12 protein-coding genes and 1 tRNA gene are annotated in these 19,259 nt (G+C 50.7%); 7 read left to right on the top strand and 6 right to left on the bottom strand.

The annotated features are described in order from the left end of the window. Positions 1 to 153 precede the first annotated feature (153 nt). From glgP to H8S64_RS03580, 5 genes are all read right to left on the bottom strand, one after another. Positions 154 to 4,398 carry an alpha-glucan family phosphorylase gene (glgP, locus tag H8S64_RS03600; RefSeq protein ID WP_186975022.1) on the bottom strand — a complete coding sequence of 1,415 codons (4,245 nt, stop codon included), beginning with the start codon at positions 4,396 to 4,398 and terminating at the stop codon, positions 154 to 156. A 5-nt stretch (positions 4,399 to 4,403) separates the two neighbouring features. After that, positions 4,404 to 5,753 (bottom strand): glycoside hydrolase family 57 protein, encoded by a 1,350-nt coding sequence (locus tag H8S64_RS03595; RefSeq protein ID WP_186975021.1) that lies wholly within the window; start codon positions 5,751 to 5,753, stop codon positions 4,404 to 4,406. 93 nt (positions 5,754 to 5,846) lie between these two features. Beyond that, on the bottom strand, positions 5,847 to 7,130 hold the full coding sequence (locus tag H8S64_RS03590; RefSeq protein ID WP_099291986.1) for a glycosyltransferase family 4 protein: 1,284 nt from the start codon (positions 7,128 to 7,130) through the stop codon (positions 5,847 to 5,849). A 35-nt stretch (positions 7,131 to 7,165) separates the two neighbouring features. Then, positions 7,166 to 9,109 carry an amylo-alpha-1,6-glucosidase gene (locus H8S64_RS03585; protein WP_186975020.1) on the bottom strand — a complete coding sequence of 648 codons (1,944 nt, stop codon included), beginning with the start codon at positions 9,107 to 9,109 and terminating at the stop codon, positions 7,166 to 7,168. A gap of 85 nt (positions 9,110 to 9,194) precedes the next feature. Next, on the bottom strand, positions 9,195 to 11,177 hold the full coding sequence (locus tag H8S64_RS03580; RefSeq protein ID WP_186975019.1) for an alpha amylase C-terminal domain-containing protein: 1,983 nt from the start codon (positions 11,175 to 11,177) through the stop codon (positions 9,195 to 9,197). 375 nt (positions 11,178 to 11,552) lie between these two features. Between H8S64_RS03580 and H8S64_RS03575 the strand changes: the two genes are divergently transcribed. Beyond that, positions 11,553 to 12,167: a WbqC family protein gene (locus tag H8S64_RS03575; protein WP_186975018.1), complete on the top strand. Its 615-nt coding sequence runs from the start codon at positions 11,553 to 11,555 to the stop codon at positions 12,165 to 12,167. A gap of 93 nt (positions 12,168 to 12,260) precedes the next feature. On the opposite strand, the gene lpxB is transcribed toward H8S64_RS03575, so the two are convergent. Further along, on the bottom strand, positions 12,261 to 13,397 hold the full coding sequence (lpxB, locus tag H8S64_RS03570; RefSeq protein ID WP_186975017.1) for a lipid-A-disaccharide synthase: 1,137 nt from the start codon (positions 13,395 to 13,397) through the stop codon (positions 12,261 to 12,263). 231 nt (positions 13,398 to 13,628) lie between these two features. On the opposite strand from lpxB, the gene mtaB reads away from it, so the two are divergent. The 6 genes from mtaB (at position 13,629) to H8S64_RS03540 (ending at position 19,175) form a co-directional block, all read left to right on the top strand. Beyond that, positions 13,629 to 14,930: a tRNA (N(6)-L-threonylcarbamoyladenosine(37)-C(2))-methylthiotransferase MtaB gene (mtaB, locus tag H8S64_RS03565; RefSeq protein WP_186975016.1), complete on the top strand. Its 1,302-nt coding sequence runs from the start codon at positions 13,629 to 13,631 to the stop codon at positions 14,928 to 14,930. Positions 14,931 to 14,943: 13 nt separating this feature from the next. Continuing rightward, a complete protein-coding gene (locus tag H8S64_RS03560) occupies positions 14,944 to 15,963 on the top strand; it encodes an NAD-dependent epimerase/dehydratase family protein (RefSeq protein ID WP_186975015.1) in 1,020 nt (339 codons plus the stop codon). Continuing rightward, on the top strand, positions 15,960 to 16,802 hold the full coding sequence (locus H8S64_RS03555; protein ID WP_186975014.1) for an EFR1 family ferrodoxin: 843 nt from the start codon (positions 15,960 to 15,962) through the stop codon (positions 16,800 to 16,802). Before H8S64_RS03560 ends, H8S64_RS03555 begins: the two co-directional genes overlap by 4 nt. A 190-nt stretch (positions 16,803 to 16,992) precedes the next feature. Beyond that, positions 16,993 to 17,643, top strand: a complete 651-nt coding sequence (locus tag H8S64_RS03550) for a hypothetical protein (protein WP_186975013.1) — start codon at positions 16,993 to 16,995, stop codon at positions 17,641 to 17,643. A gap of 67 nt (positions 17,644 to 17,710) precedes the next feature. Then, entirely contained in the window at positions 17,711 to 19,048 is a 1,338-nt protein-coding gene (gene nhaA / locus H8S64_RS03545; protein ID WP_186975012.1) for a Na+/H+ antiporter NhaA, read from the top strand. 42 nt (positions 19,049 to 19,090) lie between these two features. Next, positions 19,091 to 19,175: transfer RNA gene (locus H8S64_RS03540), tRNA-Ser, on the top strand. Positions 19,176 to 19,259 lie beyond the last annotated feature (84 nt).

The following is a 19,259-nucleotide window of genomic DNA, read 5'->3' as shown; positions in this document are numbered from 1 at the left end:
AGATTTTAGATTTTAGATTGAACTCCTCCGTCTGCTTGGCATTCACCTCCTCTATAAACAGAGGAGGAGCTGGAATACCACCTTACGCCCCGGGAAACTTTTCAAGCGTCAATATAAAATTACGAAGTCCTTCAATCTAAAATCTAAAATTAACTAAACCCACTTCACCAAAGCAAAATCCTGCCTGTGCGGTAACAAGATATTCTTCGGGAATATCCGCAAGCCCAGCATGAACTGCCCGGGATCATCGGGGGTTACCTCGATCGAGTAAAGTCCCTTACCATTCTCGAAAGAAACGGGAACGAACTCCTGCGTGAAGCAAACCTCAAGCCGCTCGTCTTTCTTCATCATGGCAACCAACTCAATACCCACGTCGTCAAGAGATAATTCCCCAAGCTCGAGAGTAACTTTGGCCTGATAGGATTTCCCGAGAGAAATAATCTGTTTGGATTTATCCGGTAATATCAAACCGTCTACCTGCACGGAATCCCATTCGCGGCTTACCTTCTTCTTCCACTCCGCAATCTGATTCGCCAAAGCATAGTTATTCTCGCTCAAACGGTGATAACGGCGGGACATCGGAAGATAGAATTTATCCTCGTAATCCGACAACATCCGGTTAGACGTGAAGTTTGCTGCTACCTTGGCGATCGTGTTTTTGATAAATCCTGCCCACGAAGCGGAGATCCCGTCGGCCGCCTTATCGTAGAATGCGGGGGCGATCTCCGACTCGATAATATTGTATATCATCTCGGAATCCAGTTCATTCTGAAATTCCTGATTCTCGTATGCCCGTTCCATCGGCAAAGCCCAACCGGCATCCTTCTGGTAACCTTCCACCCACCATCCGTCAAGGACGCTGAAATGCATCACCCCGTTCATGGCGGCTTTCTCGCCACTCGTACCGGAAGCCTCCTGCGGCCGCGTGGGCGTGTTCATCCAAACATCCACCCCTTGCACCATTAGGCGTGCCAAGTCCATATCGTAATTCGGCAGGAACAATATCTTACCCAAGAACTGCGGGTATTTCGACACTTCCACGATACGTTTAATCAAATCCTGTCCCGCTTGATCCGCCGGATGTGCTTTCCCCGCGAAAATAAACTGCACGGAACGATCCGGGTTATTCACGATCTCGTTCAAACGATCGAGGTTGCGGAACAACAGGTGTGCCCGCTTGTACGTCGCGAAACGACGGGCAAAACCGATCGTCAGTATATCATCCCGCAACGTGTCCTGAATATCCACGATCTGTTTCGGGGTAAAATATGCCGTGACCTGCTCGTCCGCCAAACGATGCTTGATATGACGGATCAACCGGGAACGCAAGATATTGCGCGTTTCGCTGATGATTGAATCGGGCACTTGATAAATACCCTCGAAACAAGCCTTATCGTAATGATGCGTCTTGAACTTCTCACCGAACACGCCCCCCTGTATCTTTTTCCACTCGGGAGCCGCCCACGTCGGGTAGTGCACCCCGTTAGTCACGTAACTGATATGCAACTCTTCCGGCATGTAACCCGGCCACAAGTCCTTGAATATATCCCGGCTCACCTTGCCGTGCAGCCAGCTGACACCGTTCACCTCCTGCGACAGGTTCGCCGCGAGGAAGCTCATGGAGAACTTCTCGTTCGGGTCGTTCGCGTTAACCCGTCCCAAAGCCAACATCTGTTCCCACGTGATCTTCAACCGATCGGGCACGAACCAGAAATAAGTCTTCAACATACCTTCCGAGAACGAATCATGTCCGGCAGGGACTGGGGTATGAGTCGTAAACAACGAAGAAGCGCGAACCACTTCCATCGCTTCCGCGAATGAAAGCTGACCGTCCGCCACGTATTCCCGCAGGCGTTCCAGACCGGTAAACGCAGCATGTCCCTCGTTACAATGATAAACATCCGCCTCGATGCCCAGCTTGCGCAAAGCACGGATTCCACCGATACCCAACAATATCTCCTGCTTCAAACGGTTTTCCCAATCCCCGCCATACAGGAAGTGCGTGATACTACGGTCTGCCTCTTGATTATCCTCGTAATCGGTATCCAACAAATAGAGTTCCACCCGTCCCACGTTCACTTTCCAGATACGGGCATACACATCCCGTCCGGGGAAGGTTAAACTGATAGTCAACCAATTACCATTATCGTCACGCGCCGGGACTACCGGAATTTTCGTGAAATCCTGCGCCTCATACTCCGCTTCCTGATTACCGGCAGCCGAGAATTTCTGGGTAAAGTAACCGTAACGATACAACAAACCTACTCCCGTTATCTTGGTTTTCTTGTCACTTGCCTCTTTCATGTAGTCCCCGGCAAGGACACCCAAACCACCGGAATATATCTTCAATGACGAATGTAACCCGTACTCCATGCTGAAGTAAGCGATAGAAGGCTCACTCATCTGCTTTTTTTCCTCCATGTACTTCGAGAACTTATTGTACACGGCCTCTAAACGTGCCACGAACTCCTCGTCATTCTCCAACTCCTTGTAGCGATTCAAAGAAATCTTGTCCAACAAGGCGATGGGATTATGACGAGTCAACATCCATTGCAACGAGTCGATGCTCTTGAACAAATCAATAGCCTCCTCGTTCCAGCACCACCAGAGATTATTCGTCAACTCCTCCAACGCCCTCAACCGTTCCGGGATGGAACGATGAATGATAACCGAAATCCAGTTCGGCGTGGCAGAAGCGCTCTTTTTCTCGATAAACGACCATTGCTCCTCCTCCACGACCGGAAGTTCGGCGATACGCTCGTTCACCTTGCCGACAGCCACGCGGTAGGCATCGTTGTAATAGGACACCAGATTCTCCCACAAGGCAATCTTGGACACTTCTTTCGCGTTCTTGCATATAGCTTGAAAATCCCGCTTGTTCATGGCGGCAACCTCCTTTATCTTGTCGGCTATCTTCCGTACCACTTCCTCGTTATTCCGGTCATCCCGACGAATCACCTCGATACCGGGATGCGCTTTCTTGTAATGGGATTCCACCCACAACCCGAATCCCGCCAAAGTCGTCGTGATAGTCGGCACCTTGAACGCCAGACTTTCCAGCGGCGTGTATCCCCACGGTTCATAGTACGAAGGAAACACTGTCAAATCCATACCCACGAGCAGGTCATAATAAGGCATATTGAATACCCCGTCATTCCCGTTCAGGTAACTCGGACAGAAAAATACTTTCACTTTGTCCTCCGCCCGGTTCAACAACTGTTCCTCGCCCAGTTTCCGCAACACGGGATCGTTCTGCGGGTCGGACAATTCGTGTGTCATATAGGGCAACACGGTTTCCACCGCTTGATACGGACGTTCCAGATTATTTACCAATTCCCGGTTCACGCCCTTGAAGCCTGCCGGAACAAGAATGAAAGCAAGTATATCCCGTTTGTTTTCCGCGTTCCGGTTCAAACGTCCCAACGCCTCGACAAACACGTCCAGTCCTTTGTTCTTGAACTCGTAACGCCCGCTGATACCCACTATCAACGCGTCTTCCGCCACTGCTCTGCCCAACTGTGCCTGAGCAACTTTCAACAACCTATCACGCCCTTCCTGACGTTTCCTCGGGTAATTCGCCTCGTCCGGCGTAAAACTATTCTCGAACCCGTTCGGGGTAACCGTATCCACGTTCTTACCCAAGAAATGCGCGCACTCCAACGCCGTGATATCACTCACCGTCGTGAAGGCATCCGCCCATTCCGCCGACTTGCTTTCCAACGACTGTTTGGCAGTCACGCCAAAACGCCTTGCCGTTTCCGCGGGGTCATAATCTTTCATCGGATCGTATAACGGCAACCCGTTCCCGGCGATACTACGCCCGAGTACCGTGGCATGAGTAGTGAACACGCACCCAATCTGTGGCATCACGTCCCGCAAGTAAAGCAACCCGCTTCCGGTCATCCACTCGTGGAATTGCGCTATCACCTGCTGACGCGCAGACACATGGTAACGCACGAAACTCTCGATTACTTTTCCCGCCGTGAACCCGAACAACACGGGTTCGATGTAGTCCCACTGTCCCGTGAGCGAATCCACTTGAAACTTATCCCAGAAAGAGGTCAGTATCTGATCTTTCTGCGGGATAAACGAGGTGAAATCCACGAGTATTACCGCCGGGTTACCCGCAATATTCCAACGTCCCACTTTTATACGCAACCCCTCCTGCGCGGCTTTCAAACGCCACGATTTAAACAAGTGGGGATCTTCCGTGAACTCGGGGTTCGGTACATCATACCGCCACACGTCGGGTCCGATCAATATATGGTTGTTCTTGAATTCCCCGGCCATACTCAACACCTTCGTTGAGATCACCGTGTGTATACCTCCAACCTTATTACACACTTCCCAGCTTACCTCGAACAAATAGGCGGGATTTTTCAATTCCAAATTGTTCATACTTTTTAATGTTTTGACTTAACTTTTTTCTCCTTGTCGTCCACCTTTTTTGATGTCTTCGCAGAACTTTCCGCACTCTTTTTTTGAGGCGTCCTCGTCGTTTTCTTTGATTTCACGGGGCTTTCCTCTTTATCGGTGTCCTTTTCATCTACAAGTATACGCTTTTTTTCCATATCCTCCACCCTCAAGATAACATCACTTAACACATTCATGTAATTAATAAATGCCTCGTAAGGAGTTTCGTAAGGAGAAACGTAACGGTGGAAATCATTATCCGAGAATAGTTTTGTCCTCATATAATAGAAATGGTCGCTCGATTGCAAACGCCAGTAATCCTTATCCAGAGCCTGATCGTTCAACGCCCTCACCCGAGGTTGTATCTTGAACAACTCCTCGAATGCCTCCGTTTGCAGTTCGTTCCCTAACCATCCTGTAATATCTTTTTCTTCATCCGACCATGAAATCGGGTATGGCACGTGCAAGGGTGCCACGGGTTGATGCTTCTTCACCACCTCTTTCGGCGTCAAAAACTCGAAATCCGTCATGGAGAATATATATTCCGGCAACGATCGCATAAACTCGAAAATACCCGTTTCTGCGGATTGGTTCTCGCCGAACGTTTCGTAATTCATAAAGAGATTCACTATCTCGCTCTCCGCCGCACTCTCGTTCAACCAACGGGCGTATTTATCCGCCGTGATCGGCCACTCGTTCCAATCCCGCTCGCCAAAACGCATAGAAAGATCATCGCTCAACCGGGAATTCTTCAACAACAACTTCAGTTTCGGGTTCGCCGCATTCGTGTACAGGAAATTCGGACTCTTCCATCCCAACACATGCTTCGCCCCGTCCGTCAGCATCGCTTCAAATCCCATCGCGGCCACCCGCTCCCCGATCAGATCGGAATATATCAACGAAGAATTGCGCAGCGTCACCGGTTTCTGACCGAACAACTCCTCCATTCTCTCCACGTGCCGCTTCACCTGCAACTCGAATTCATCGGTAGACGAGAGGGATGCCAGCGAATGGGGATAAGTTTCCGCCAGAAACTCCACGCACCCGGTCTTCGCCAACTCTTGGAAACTCTCGATCACCTCCGGGGTATGCAGGGCAAACTGTTCCAATGCCGACCCGGAAATGGAAAAACTCACCTTGAAATTCTCCCCGTAATGCTTAATTATATCCATGATTAACCTGTTCATCGGCAAATAGCATTTCTCCGCCACCCGCCGGATTGTCGAGCGATTCACGTACTCGTCAAAATAATCATGACGTTTGCCTATATCAAAAAAGCGATACCTTCTCAGTCTCACCGGTTGATGTATCTGAAAATAGAAACACAATGTCTTTCTCATAACCATACATTTTTAATTGAGAATTGAAAATTGAAAATTGAAAATGACTTCTCCCTTTTCTTCCTTTTCAACCGTCTATTTTTATTACTTAATTTAAATTCCTAACACGTTTTCGTACACCTCTTTTACTTTTAAAGCGGCATTTTCCCATTTCAACTGATTGACTTCCTCCAATCCTTGTTCACCCGCCATTTTACCCAGTGCAGGGTAAGACAGCAAAGCGTACATGGCGTCCGCCAATGCGTCCACATCCCAATAATCAACTTTAATAGAATGCTTCAAAACCTCTGCCACCCCGGATTGTTTGGATATGATAGTGGGTACACCCGCCCTCATTGCCTCCAGCGGAGAGATACCGAAAGGTTCGGAAACAGAAGGCATCACGTACACGTCGCTGTACGAGAACATCTTCTGCACGTCGTCCCCCCGCAAGAATCCGGTGAAATGGAACTTTGTCGCTATCTTCAACTGTGCCACCCGACGGATAGACCGGTTGAACAGGTCACCGCTTCCCGCCATAACGAAACGCACGTTAGGATAACGTTTCAAGACTTTGTACGCTGCTTCTATAAAATACTCGGGACCTTTCTGGAAAGTGATCCGTCCTAAAAACGTAACCACCTTCTCTTTCACGCCCCGTTCAACTTCCATGTCCTCGCGTGTTTGAAAATCCACGGCGTTATGAACGGTCACCACCTTGTCAGGATCAATACCGTAACGATTGATCACGATATTACGCGTCAAGTTACTCACGGTAATCACCCGGTCGGCGACCTCCATTCCTCGCCGTTCGATATCATACACCTGTTGGTTCACATGCTCCCCGCTCCGATCATACTCCGTGGCGTGCACGTGAATCACCAGCGGTTTGCCCGAAACCTTCTTTGCCACTATCCCGGCAGCATACGTCAGCCAGTCGTGCGCGTGTATAATATCAAAATCCTGTTGCGCCGCTATCGTCCCAGCCACCATGGCGTAGCGTGCAACCTCCTCCATCAGATTCGCCCCGTATTTACCGGAGAACTGAAACTTGTTACGGAAAGTGATATGTTCCCCGTGCTCCCCGGTCTTCACCGCTTCTGTCACCGTTCTCTCGAAAGTTTCCGGATCGAGATAAGGCACCAGATTGGAACCGATCTCCATAAAGTTCACGTTCTGCCAGTATTCGTCCAATGTAGAATACTCGCTCATCATTTCTACATCACTCGCATTAATGATCTTTGCAACACTTTGGTCTTCATCACCCCCGGCCTTAGGCATAACGAACATGATTTTGACTCCATGTTTAGCCAATCCCTTCGTCAAGCCGTAACTGGCCGTTCCCAAGCCCCCTGCAATATGTGGTGGAAACTCCCACCCAAACATCAATACTTTCATATTATATAATTTATATGTGTGGCAACATGAATGATTTATTCATATTTTCTAATTAATTCCATGCTCCTCAAGACTTCTCCCACACTCCAAGCTTGAGATATGCTTCCGTTCGGGTGATGTGGAGGATCACCGTCATACACTTCGGCAATCGAACATACCCCGTAAAGCGTCATATCATCCTCGAATCCGTCCAACAACTCCTTCGCCTCGGGTAAAAACTGTTTCCCGTACAACTTCAAATTCGCTTCTATATACGCCCCGATCAGCCAAGGCCATACCGTACCTTGATGATACGCTTCGTCCCGGTGATTCTGGTCGCCCTCGTAATGCCCGTGATAATTCGGGTTCTCGGGTGACAAGGTACGGAGTCCCTTGGGGGTCAACAATTCTTTGGTAATCACCCTCAACACGCTTTCTTTCATATCGTCGGTAATCGGGGAATAAGCTAAAGAACAAGCGAATACCTGATTGGGTCTTACCCACAGATTCTGTCCCCGCTCGTCCGCATAATCCGCCAGATACCCCTTTTCCTCGTTCCAGAAAGTTTCTACGAACGACTTCCGTATCAACTCCGGCATATCTTTCCATTCTTCAACAAATTTCTTGTCTTTTGCCTCTTCTGCCAACTTTAACGAGTAGCAAACGGCATTGTACCATAATGCGTTGATCTCAACGGCATACCCGGCTCTGGCTGTCACAGGCACACCTTTTACCACGGCATCCATCCACGTCAACGCTTTGCCGGGCTGCGACGCCCAAATCAGACCGTTACCGTCCATGTGCAACCCAGGGTTAATACCGTCCCGGAACGCCGTCAGTATCGCTTTCATCTTGCTCCCGTAGGTCTTCCATATCACTCCCGGTTCGTTCAGAGCCTCGTCATACTGTTGCACCGCCCAAAAGTACCACATCGGGGCATCTATCGAGTTATATGCAGCTTTATCCCCCTTACCGATATTCGGGAACAAGCCGTTGTGTAACTGCCGCGACATCGTGTCGAGCACTTCTTTACACTCCTTCAAGTTGCCGCAAGCAGCCAACGTCAAACCGGGCAAGGCTATAAACGTGTCACGTCCCCATCGCCCGAACCACGGGTAACCCGCCACCACCTCCGTGTCTTTACCGTCATGCACGATAAACTGCGAAGCGGAATAGGTCAGGCAACTCTCACAATCGTCACGGTGTTTCCGTTTTTCCTCCAATTGTTGGAACTTACGTTTCAAACCGCCGGTTTTTACTTCCTCCGTCGAAGCGGAAAAAATGATACTTTCTCCTTTCTTGATCGGCACTTCCAAGTATCCCGGCACGAACAAATCTTCCTTGTAATCATACCCGCGTGCCTTCTCCTCCAAGTATTCTATATTATAATACCAGTCGGGTACCGCCACGAACTCGTTCGCCTTGCTCAACTGCATATTCAACGCCGGAAACCCGACGTAGAGCTTCGAACGGATACCGTTTTCAACCGTCTCGTACTTCGTGTTTGCCATCATATTCGCCCGGCTCAACGCGTGCGCGTTGCGATAGGCAAGAAACGGCTTCAAACGCAGAAACGTATCAGAATGAGCGTCTTCCAGTGTATAACGTATCAATAACTGTGCCTCATTGTGCACCATCAAGATTTCTTTTTTCAACACGACGCCTCCTACCCGATACGTCAATGTAAACAGCGGATCATATTCCAGATCCACGATATATTTATGCCCGCGAGGCTCGTATATCCCGGGGTATTTGTGTATACCCAAGTTAAATTCCTTGCCGTGCTGAACTATCGTTTCGTCCAACGAGGACAACAACACGTGGTTCTCCCCGCCGAACTCCTTGATCGGCACAACCAGTAACCCGTGATACTTCCTCGTGTTACAACAGACTATGGTCGTCGAAAAATATCCCCCGGCCCTATTGGTCGAAAGCACCTCTCTTTTTAAGGAATATTCCAAGTTAACCAATTCTTCTTTGTTGAAATTCAAATAACTCATGTTTCAATTTTAGATTTAATGATTTTAGATTTATAATTGCAGATTTCATTAATCGTAAATCGTCAATCATAAATCATAAATTATTCTATGATCGTCGTAAGATCATCCCCGTTCTCGCGGGTATATATAAACTTAACTGTCCCCGACCGGGCGACACGTAACGGGTGAAATGTTCCGTCCCGTGGTTTATTCGTCCCGCCCCGTCAAATGCCTTGTCATCCGTGTCCAGAATATAGGTAAACTTACCGGAAGGTGCGTCAAACTTGTAATCCGGGAAAGACTTCTCCGGGTTGAAGTTAAACACGAACATCACGTCCCCCCGCGTAAAGATCAATACCTGCCGCTCGTTATCCCGAACCAGCGGTTCCGGACGCCAATCGAACACGCGGTTATCCGTTACAGCCTGCAACATGGCTTTATCGAAAACGTTGAGGAAACGGAAACGCAGGTTCTCGTCGTCAACCAGACTCCACAACCTCCGGGCGTGCTCGTAGCTCCAACCGTTGCCCTCCCGCGGGAAATCTATCCATTCCGGATGTCCCCACTCGTTACCCATGAAATTCAGATAACCGTCTGCCGCCGTGCCTATCGTCACCAGTCGGATCATCTTGTGAAGCGCCATGCCCCGGTCTACAATGACATTCGAGTCAAACACACTCATCGAAGTGTAAACGGCCTTATCCACCAGCCGGAAAAAGATCGTCTTGTCACCCACCAACGCTTGATCGTGACTCTCGGCGTAACTAATCGTGTGTTCCTCATCCCGCTTGTTCGTCAACTCGTAGAACAGATCGCCCACGTGCCACTCCTCGTCCCGTTTCTCTTTCAGCAATTTAATCCAGTAATCCGGCGTACCCATGTTCATCCGGTAATCGAAACCCATCCCCCCGTCCTCTATCGGGGAAGCCACGCCGGGCATACCGCTCACGTCTTCGGCTATGGAAATCGCATCGGGCAATACTTGATGAATCACCCGGTTTGCCAAAGCCAGATAAGTGATCGCGTTCTCGTCCTCGTTCCCGTCGTAATACATCGAGTATTCCGTGAAACTCCGTTCGATACCGTGATCCCAGTAGAGCATACTCGTGATCCCGTCAAAACGGAAACCGTCAAAGTGAAACTCCTCCAACCAGTATTTACAATTCGACAACAGGAAATTCAACACTTCATGTTTCCCGTAATCAAAACAACGCGAATCCCATAACGGGTGGTGTCCCCTCGCGCCGGGATAGAAATACTGGTCTTCCGTGCCGTCAAAACGACTTAACCCCTCCTCCTCGTTGTTCACCGCGTGGGAATGCACAATATCCATGATCACCCGAACCCCCATACCGTGTGCCGCGTCAATCAAGGCCCTCAACTCTTCCGGAGTCCCGAAACGGGAACTCACGGCAAAGAAATTAGCCACTTGATAACCGAACGAACCGTAATACGGGTGTTCCTGTATCGCCATCAATTGTATCGTGTTATACCCCAAGTCCACGATCCGGGGCAACACGAACAAACGAAATTCCGTGAATGTCGCCACCCTCCGGTGCTCCGTCGCCATACCGATATGCGCCTCGTAAATCAGGGGATTCTCCGCGCGAGGCGGTCGCTCATTGTGCATCAAATAGGGATGCAGCGGCTCCCATACCTGCGCGCTGTACACTTTCGTGTATTCGTCCTGTACCACCCGTCTGACGTGCGAAGGCAGACGTTCGCCACTCCCGCCGTCCCATTCCACCAGTAGACGATACAGCATCTCGTGAGCCAATACATCCGCCGGAAGACGAATTTCCCAATTCCCGCTGCCCGCTTTGGTAAGCGCGTAATCGGGATGCTTCCGCCAATCATTAAACTCCCCGAGGAAATAAATCGCCGTGGCGTTCGGTGCCCATTCCCGGAACACCCATTCGTTCGCCGTCCGGTGTAACCCGTAATATAAATAAGAGTTACACGAATCAGCCAACCGTGTAGTCCTGTACGTGAACTCCCGCTCCATATCCAGCACCTGACGGTGCCTCCGCTCGATAATCCCCTCGTACGGCTGTAATAATTTATCTTGTTCCACGAGTTTTAGCATCATATATCTTTTTTTAATCAATTACTTTTCAAATCTACCGCTTTAATGTTACAATCCGGTTAGAAAACGGTTACCATTAATTTACGTGGAATCATGGCTTTTGTTCTATTCACGGGTAAAAAATTATCCTCCTTTCTTGCCAACCCGTGAAGTCCCCCACCGAACCGGGACAATATTCTTTTCGCCTTACAATATACAACAATTGAACCACATTCCATACTTTTTAGGTATATATTTGTCAAAAAAGAGAAAATATTACAGATTTCCGTTCAAATGAAAAATTCTTATCTTTGCCACGCTAAAAAAGCCACAAAGCCGACACGTTTGATTTTTCAATCATAAATCAAAAAATCATAAATCGTAAATGAACAAAAATATATGAATATACTCGTCAACACCGCCTATTTTCCCCCGATTCAATACTTCTCGGAGATCAAGAACTGTTCGGAAATACTCGTCGAACAACACGAGAGTTACGGGAAACAAAGTTATCGTAACCGTTGCGATATCATGACCGCCAACGGCGTCATGACCCTCTCCGTTCCTGTCGTGAAAGGGGCTTCCCTCAAGATTCTCACGAAAGACGTACTCGTTGACTATTCCACCAACTGGCAGAAACTCCACTTCAAGGGCATCGAATCCGCCTACAAGAATTCGCCTTATTACGACTATTATATTGACAACCTTCTTCCCTTCTTCGAGCGAAAAGAAAAATACCTCCTCGACCTCAACACGAAAATATTACGCGAGCTCATGGAAAACATCGGTCTTAACCGCCCCCTCACGTTCACGGAAGATTATTACCCCATCACCGTGAACCACGACGACCTCCGTGACGTCATCCACCCAAAACCGTCCCGCCGCCACGCAGAACGCCCTTTCACGCCCAAACCATACCACCAGACCTTTGCCGAGCGTTTCCCATTTACCCCCAATCTCAGTATCATAGACCTGCTTTTTAACATGGGGCCGGAAACGGGAGGTTATCTTTAATTCGCTTTCAGCGAATTAAAGGTTGCATTTGCCTTCAGCAAGTTGCTTCGGGAATCTTTTCAATCACTCAATCTAAAATCTAAAATCTAAAATCTAAAATCTAAAATTAGTAAGTTCCTTTATCATCATCTCCGCGAACCGCTCCGACGCACCGGGTTCTCCCAACCGTCCGTTCACTTCACGATAACCGGACAACATCCGCTCGCGGTTTTCCCCGTCGGGCAGGATAGCGGAAAGCTCCCGCAGGATATTGCGTTCGTTCAGCTTTTGCATAAGCAACTCGGGCACCACCTCCCTCCCCGCGATCAGATTCACGAGAGAGATATATTTCACTTTCACGAAAGTCTTGAACAGGAAATAACTGAGAGCACCACCTTCCCCGCTATAACAAACCACTTGCGGGGTTCCGAGGATAGCGGTTTCCAGCGTCGCCGTGCCGGACGTGACCAGCGCGGCACGGGCTTGCTTCACGAGGCGATAAGTCTGCCCGTAAACAATCCGCACGTTCTTCCCTTGAATATAAGGAGCGTAATCGGCATCCATCATCGAGGGCGCCCCCGCGATCACGAACTCGTGGTCGGGGAAATGAGGCATCATCAGCAACATCTTCGGCAGCACGTGCTTCAACTCCTGCGCGCGGCTACCCGCCACGAGAGCGATAATCGGTTTGCCCGACAACCCGTTCACGCGGGTAAACTCCTCGAATGATTCATTCTTGTGATCCCGGTCGTGGATAGCATCCACCAGCGGGTTGCCCGCATAATAAACCGGGTAACCGTACCGGGCGTAGAAATCCACCTCGAAAGGGAAAATCACGAACATCCGATCGACCAAGCGTTTGATCTTCTTCACCCGTCCCGTGTTCCACGCCCATATCTTCGGCGATATATAATAATAGACAGGGATACCCGCCTCCTTGATAAACTTCGCCACGCGCAAGTTAAAGCCACCGTAATCGACGAGAATCACGACATCCGGTCGCCACGCAAGAATATCCCGGCGACACTCGTCGATATTCGCCTTAATCTTGTCGAGATTCTTCAACACGGTAAGAAACCCCATGATAGCGGTATCCTTGTAATGACGCACGATGTCACACCCGGCGGCACGCATCAAATCCCCACCCCACCCGCGCACCTCGGCGGCAGAGTCATGGTGTCTTAATCCCTTGATCAAATTCGAGGCGTGCAAATCACCCGATGCCTCCCCGGCTATAACGTAATATCTCATCTCTTCCAAATATTATTGACGCGGCAAGTTACAAAAAAAGTCCATAAGGTTTATAAAGTTTATAAAGTTTATAAGGTTCATGGACCCTGGCGGGCGCTTTATCCACGGCAGCATGGCTGCCGATAAACACAGTCCGAAGGACACCCGGCACTTTATGAACCTTATAAACCTTATGAACCTTATAAACTTTTTTCTATCTTTGTCCCCCTAAGATGTAAAAAACAATCACGCATGAATATAGCAGGGAAGAGAGTGGCGTACGTCACTTTAGGATGCAAACTGAATTTCTCGGAAACCTCCACGATCAAGCACAGCCTCGAACAGGCGGGAGCGGTGACCGCGGGAGAAAAAGAGGGAGCGGACATCTTCGTCATCAACACGTGCAGCGTCACCGACATAGCGGAGAAAAAGGGACGGCAACTGATACGGAAAATCGTGCACCGGAACCCCGGCGCCTACATAGTCGTGGTAGGATGCTACGCGCAGTTGCGGGCACGGGAAATCATGGCTATCGAGGGAGTGAACCTCGTGCTCGGCGCGCGGGACAAATTCAACGTGGCACATTACCTCACCCACCTCGAAGAACAGGAAAAACAAGAACCGCACTCGTGCGACATCTTTAAAGTGGGCAACTTCGACCTCGCTTACTCCTATGGCGACCGCACCCGCAGCTTCCTCAAGATACAGGACGGTTGCGACTATTTCTGCACCTATTGCACCATTCCTTTCGCTCGCGGGCGAAGCCGCAGCGCCACCATCCGCGCCGTACTCGATGCCGCGCGGGATGCCGCCGCGCGAGGCATACGGGAAATCATCCTCACGGGCGTGAACACGGGCGACTTCGGGCGGGGCACGGGCGAAACCTTCTTCCAGCTCCTGCAAGCCTTGGACGAGGTGGAAGAAGTCGAGCGTTTCCGGGTATCGTCCATCGAGCCGAACCTGTTGACGGACGAAATCATCCGCTTCGTGGCATCGTCGCGCCGTTTTATGCCGCACTTCCACGTGCCGCTGCAATCGGGCAGCAACGAGGTGTTGCACCTCATGAAGCGCCGCTACGACCGTGAACTGTTCGCCGCCAAGGTACGGGAAATCAAAACCCTTCGCCCCGACGCCTTCATCGGCGTGGACGTGATAGCGGGAGCGCGGGGAGAAACACCTGAGGCATTCGAGGACGCGCGGGAATTTATCGCGGGACTCGACGTGTCGCAACTGCACGTGTTCCCTTACTCGGAACGCGCCGGAACCAAAGCACTCGAAATCCCGTATATCGTGTCGCAAGCGGAAAAACACCGCCGGGTAAACGTCCTGCTCGACATATCCGAACAGAAACTGCGCTCGTTCTACACGGCACACGAGAACGAAACGCGCCCCGTGCTGTTCGAGGACAGCGAAACGGACGGGTCTATATGCGGATTCACGGATAACTACATCCGGGTGGAACTGCCTTACGACCGGACACTGGCTAACCGCATCGTGCCCGTCAAGTTAGGCACGATAAACGCGAACGACAACATGAACGGAACAATAAACTAAAACGACAAGCAACATGAATATCCTAGTAACGGGAACAGCGGGTTTCATCGGTTTCTACCTAGTGCGGAAACTACTGGCATCGGGACATACCGTGTATGGTATCGACTCTATCAACCATTATTACGACGTATCACTCAAACTCGACCGCCTGCACGAGTGCGGGATAGACCATCCCGAACCGAAAAAAGAAATCGTGTCCGCGCGATACCCCGCTTACACCTTTTGCCAGATAGACCTCTGCGACGCGGAAGCCGTGAACCGGCTGATGGAAACCCGCCACTTCGACGCCGTGGTGAACCTCGCGGCGCAGGCAGGCGTGCGCTACAGCCTGACGAACCCGGAGAGCTACGTGCAGAGTAACGTGGTAGGCTTCCTCAACCTGCTGGAAGCGAGCAAAAAAGCGAACTGCAAGAAATTCATATACGCCTCGTCATCGTCCGTGTACGGGAACAACCCATCCGTACCCTTCAAGGAAACGGACAACGTAGACCACCCTATCAGCATCTATGCCGCCACGAAGAAGGGCAACGAACTGATGGCGTTCACCTACGCCCATCTCTACAAGCTGCAAACCATCGGGCTGCGCTTCTTCACGGTATACGGGCCGTTCGGTCGCCCGGACATGGCGCCCATGCTCTTCGCCAACGCCATACGGAACGACGAAACCATACGCGTCTTTAACAACGGCGACCTGTCGCGCGACTTCACCTATATCGACGATATCGTCACGGGAATCGAGAAAATCGTCACCACTCCCGGCGTAATTCGGGAAGATGTACCCGGCGTACCCGCTACCATATATAACATAGGGCACGGCTCCCCCGTGCAACTCATGGATTTCGTCCACCTGCTGGAAGAAAACATGGGACGCGTTGCCCGCAAAGAATTCGTGGGGATGCAGGCGGGTGACGTCTACCGGACATGGGCGGACACCACCCGGTTGAAAGAAGACTACGATTACACGCCCTACACCTCGCTGGAAACGGGTATCGCCCGCTTCGCGCGATGGTTCAAAGAATACTACAAGAAATGAGAACGATAAAACGAGTGCGGGCGGTCTACTTCAGCCCGACGGGAACCACGCGGAAAGTGGTCGCCACCGTGGCAAAGCACATCGCGCGGGCGTTGAACGCCACTCGCGGCGAGTATAATTTCACCTTGCCCGAGACAAGAACCGCCCCGTTGACCTTCGCCGACGACGAACTCGTCGTTTTCGGTACCCCCGTCTATGCCGGACGAGTACCCAACGTGCTACTCCCCTACCTCGCCACCATAGCGGGTAACGGGGCTTTGGCAGTACCCGTCACCGTGTTCGGAAACCGGAATTACGACGATGCCCTCGTCGAACTTCGGGACATCCTCGCCCGCGGCGGGCTCAACCCCGTCGCCGCCGCCGCTTTCGTCGGGGAACACTCGTTCTCCCGCGTCCTCGCGAAAGACCGTCCCGACACGCGCGACCTCGACACCGCCGCCGCCTTCGCGCTTGACGTTGCCGCCACGTGCAACACGCTCCCCGCGGAACCGCCCCTCGTCGAAGTACCCGGCACCCCTTATCCCTATCGCAGGTATTACACGCCCCGCGACCGTCACGGCAACCCGATAGACATACGCAAGGTGAAACCCCTTACCAACGACCGCTGCAATGACTGCGGACTGTGCGCCAAAGTCTGCCCCATGGGCTCGATCAACCCCGACAACGTGAAAGAAATCACGGGTATCTGTATCAAATGCGGTGCCTGCATCAAGAAATGCCCCCGGGATGCCAAATATTACGATGACGCCGGATACCTCTATCACCAGCACGAACTGGAAGAAACGTACCCGGGAAGAGCCGCGGTCGGCCTTTTCTATTCGGGAACTTATGATTTATGATTTTAGATTGAAGGATTTATGAGAGTCGCCTTCGGCGACTCCCCCACGCTTACTTATCTGTAACTTATCTGCAACTTATCTATAACTTATCTGCAAATTCAGATAAATACTTGATAAAGTAAATATTTTTTACTAATTTTAAGTCGTCGAGGAACGTGGGAGGATATGTTACACCTTAAAATCGGCTACCATGAAAACAGAAGACGAATCAAACGAACGACCGCGCAAGTACCGGGTAAACGGAATCACGTTCTATTACCGCAACGGGAAACTATGCGCCATGCCAAGTACCCGGGAAAAAACGAAAAAAACGCCGACGGAAAAACAAATCGAATCGAGGGAAGCCCTCGAAATCGCGACAGATTGCGCGATTAACTTTTTCAGAACCAATGGTATACTGTGCATAGCGTGGGACGCTTACGCGAAGCTATTCCGAAAAAACCGCCTCGATATCTTCAAGATGATTAACTACCCCGTGCTTGACGCGAAATTGCTAGGCGTGGACTACTTCCCCGATTTCTTTTTCTGCAAGGGCAAACTCGTGCCCCCGCGGGAAACACGGGTAAACCGCGAAGACCTGTTGCTCTTTCCCACGTGGGAACATCCCGACAGGGAATACGGCTTGTCAAACCCGGACGACCTGCTGATGATGGGGTATTTCTACGAATCGCGCCCCGACATACCGTTGCTCGTCATGACGGATGTCACCCGCGGCGAACGTTTCGCCCAAATCCAACTGCCCGACCTCGGCTACCCGTCGACGGAGACGCTCCACCTCTACCTCTTTTTCTGCTCGCCGGACTGGACGACATTCTCGGACAGCAGGTACGTGAAAGCATGATAATTCTAAATTCTAAATTTTATTTATTAGATTCGCGACGAATTAAATTTCATAAACCGCATGTAAAATGGTCAAAGAAACTTTCAAGTTTTCCATTAGAAGACTGATACAAACCAAGATTAACGGGGGTATTATTCTTCTATTCGTGGCAGTGGCGGCAATGCTTATCGCTAATTCCCCCCTGCAAGAGCATTATGCCTCCCTCTTGTCGAAAAACATTTCCCTCACTATCGGGAATTTCAACCTTTTTGACCGCCATGACGGCAATCCGATGACGTTACTCGACTTCATCAACGATGCTCTCATGGCTATTTTCTTTTTCTCCGTGGGACTGGAAATCAAACGGGAACTACTCGTCGGCGAACTTTCCACCCCGCGCAAAGCCCTGCTCCCGGTGGTAGCAGCCTGCGGGGGTATGATTATGCCCGTTCTCCTGTTCTGCCTCATCGGGCAACCCGGTCTTGCCATGCGGGGAGCCGCCATACCTATGGCGACCGACATCGCGTTCTCGCTCGGGGTGCTTTCCCTGTTGGGTAAGAAAGTCCCCCTCAGCCTTAAGATATTCCTGACCGCTTTCGCCGTGGTGGACGATATCGGGGGCATCATCATCATTGCCCTGTTCTACAGTTCCCACCTCGTGATGAACTACATTATCGCCGCCGCCGCGGTGGTGGCACTCCTTTACATCGGGGGACGACAAGGCATACACAACAAGTTATTTTTTATCTTTTTCGGTATCGTCGTCTGGTGCCTGTTCATCAACGCGGGGATACACCCCACCATCGCGGGGGTTATCGTGGCATTCACCGTGCCCGCCCGCCCGAAACTGCATATATACAAATACGTCAACAACATCCGGGAAAGCCTCAAACGCCTCCCCGAAGCCTCAAACGAAATCATTCTCAGCAACTCGGAATTATCCATACTGAAAAGCATCGAGTCGGCGTCCGACAAAGTGGTCAGCCCGCTACAAGCCATGGATGACGACCTGCGCACGCTTGTCAACTATATCATCATGCCACTTTTCGCTTTCGCCAACGCCAGCATCTCGTTCGAGGGAGTCACGCTCGCCTCGCTGCAAGGCGTGTCGGTAACAATCTTCATATCGCTCGTCGTCGGCAAACTGGTCGGCATCTTCTCGTTCACCTACCTCAGCATCAAGGCGGGGTGGCTCACGATGCCCGACAAAATGAACACTCACACGCTTTTCGGCATCTCCCTGCTCGGGGGTATCGGCTTCACGGTTTCCCTGTTTATCGCCAACCTCTCGTATTCCGGCATAGGCGACGAAGGAGCCATGTTGCTCAATCAAGCCAAGATCGGGATCATCGGTGCCTCTTTATTCGCGGGAGTATGCGGTTACTTTTACTTGAAATACGCGCTGAATAAAAAAACACGAAAATAATTTTGAAAGCCCGATAAAGTCTTTATATTTGCATCCGCATTTGGAGAGGTGGCAGAGTGGTCGATTGCGGCGGTCTTGAAAACCGTTGTACCGCGAGGTACCGGGGGTTCGAATCCCTCCCTCTCCGCTGAACGTGCTGGACAGAAATGGTCAGCAAACGGACAAAAAGCTACAAATCAATGATTTGTGGCTTTTTTTATTGCCCGAAAGT

The sequence above is a fragment of the Butyricimonas hominis genome, from assembly GCF_014287455.1.
Lineage (GTDB): Bacteria > Bacteroidota > Bacteroidia > Bacteroidales > Marinifilaceae > Butyricimonas > Butyricimonas muris.
Note: the sequence above shows the minus strand (reverse complement) of the source record. Positions and strands in the feature narration are given on the sequence as shown.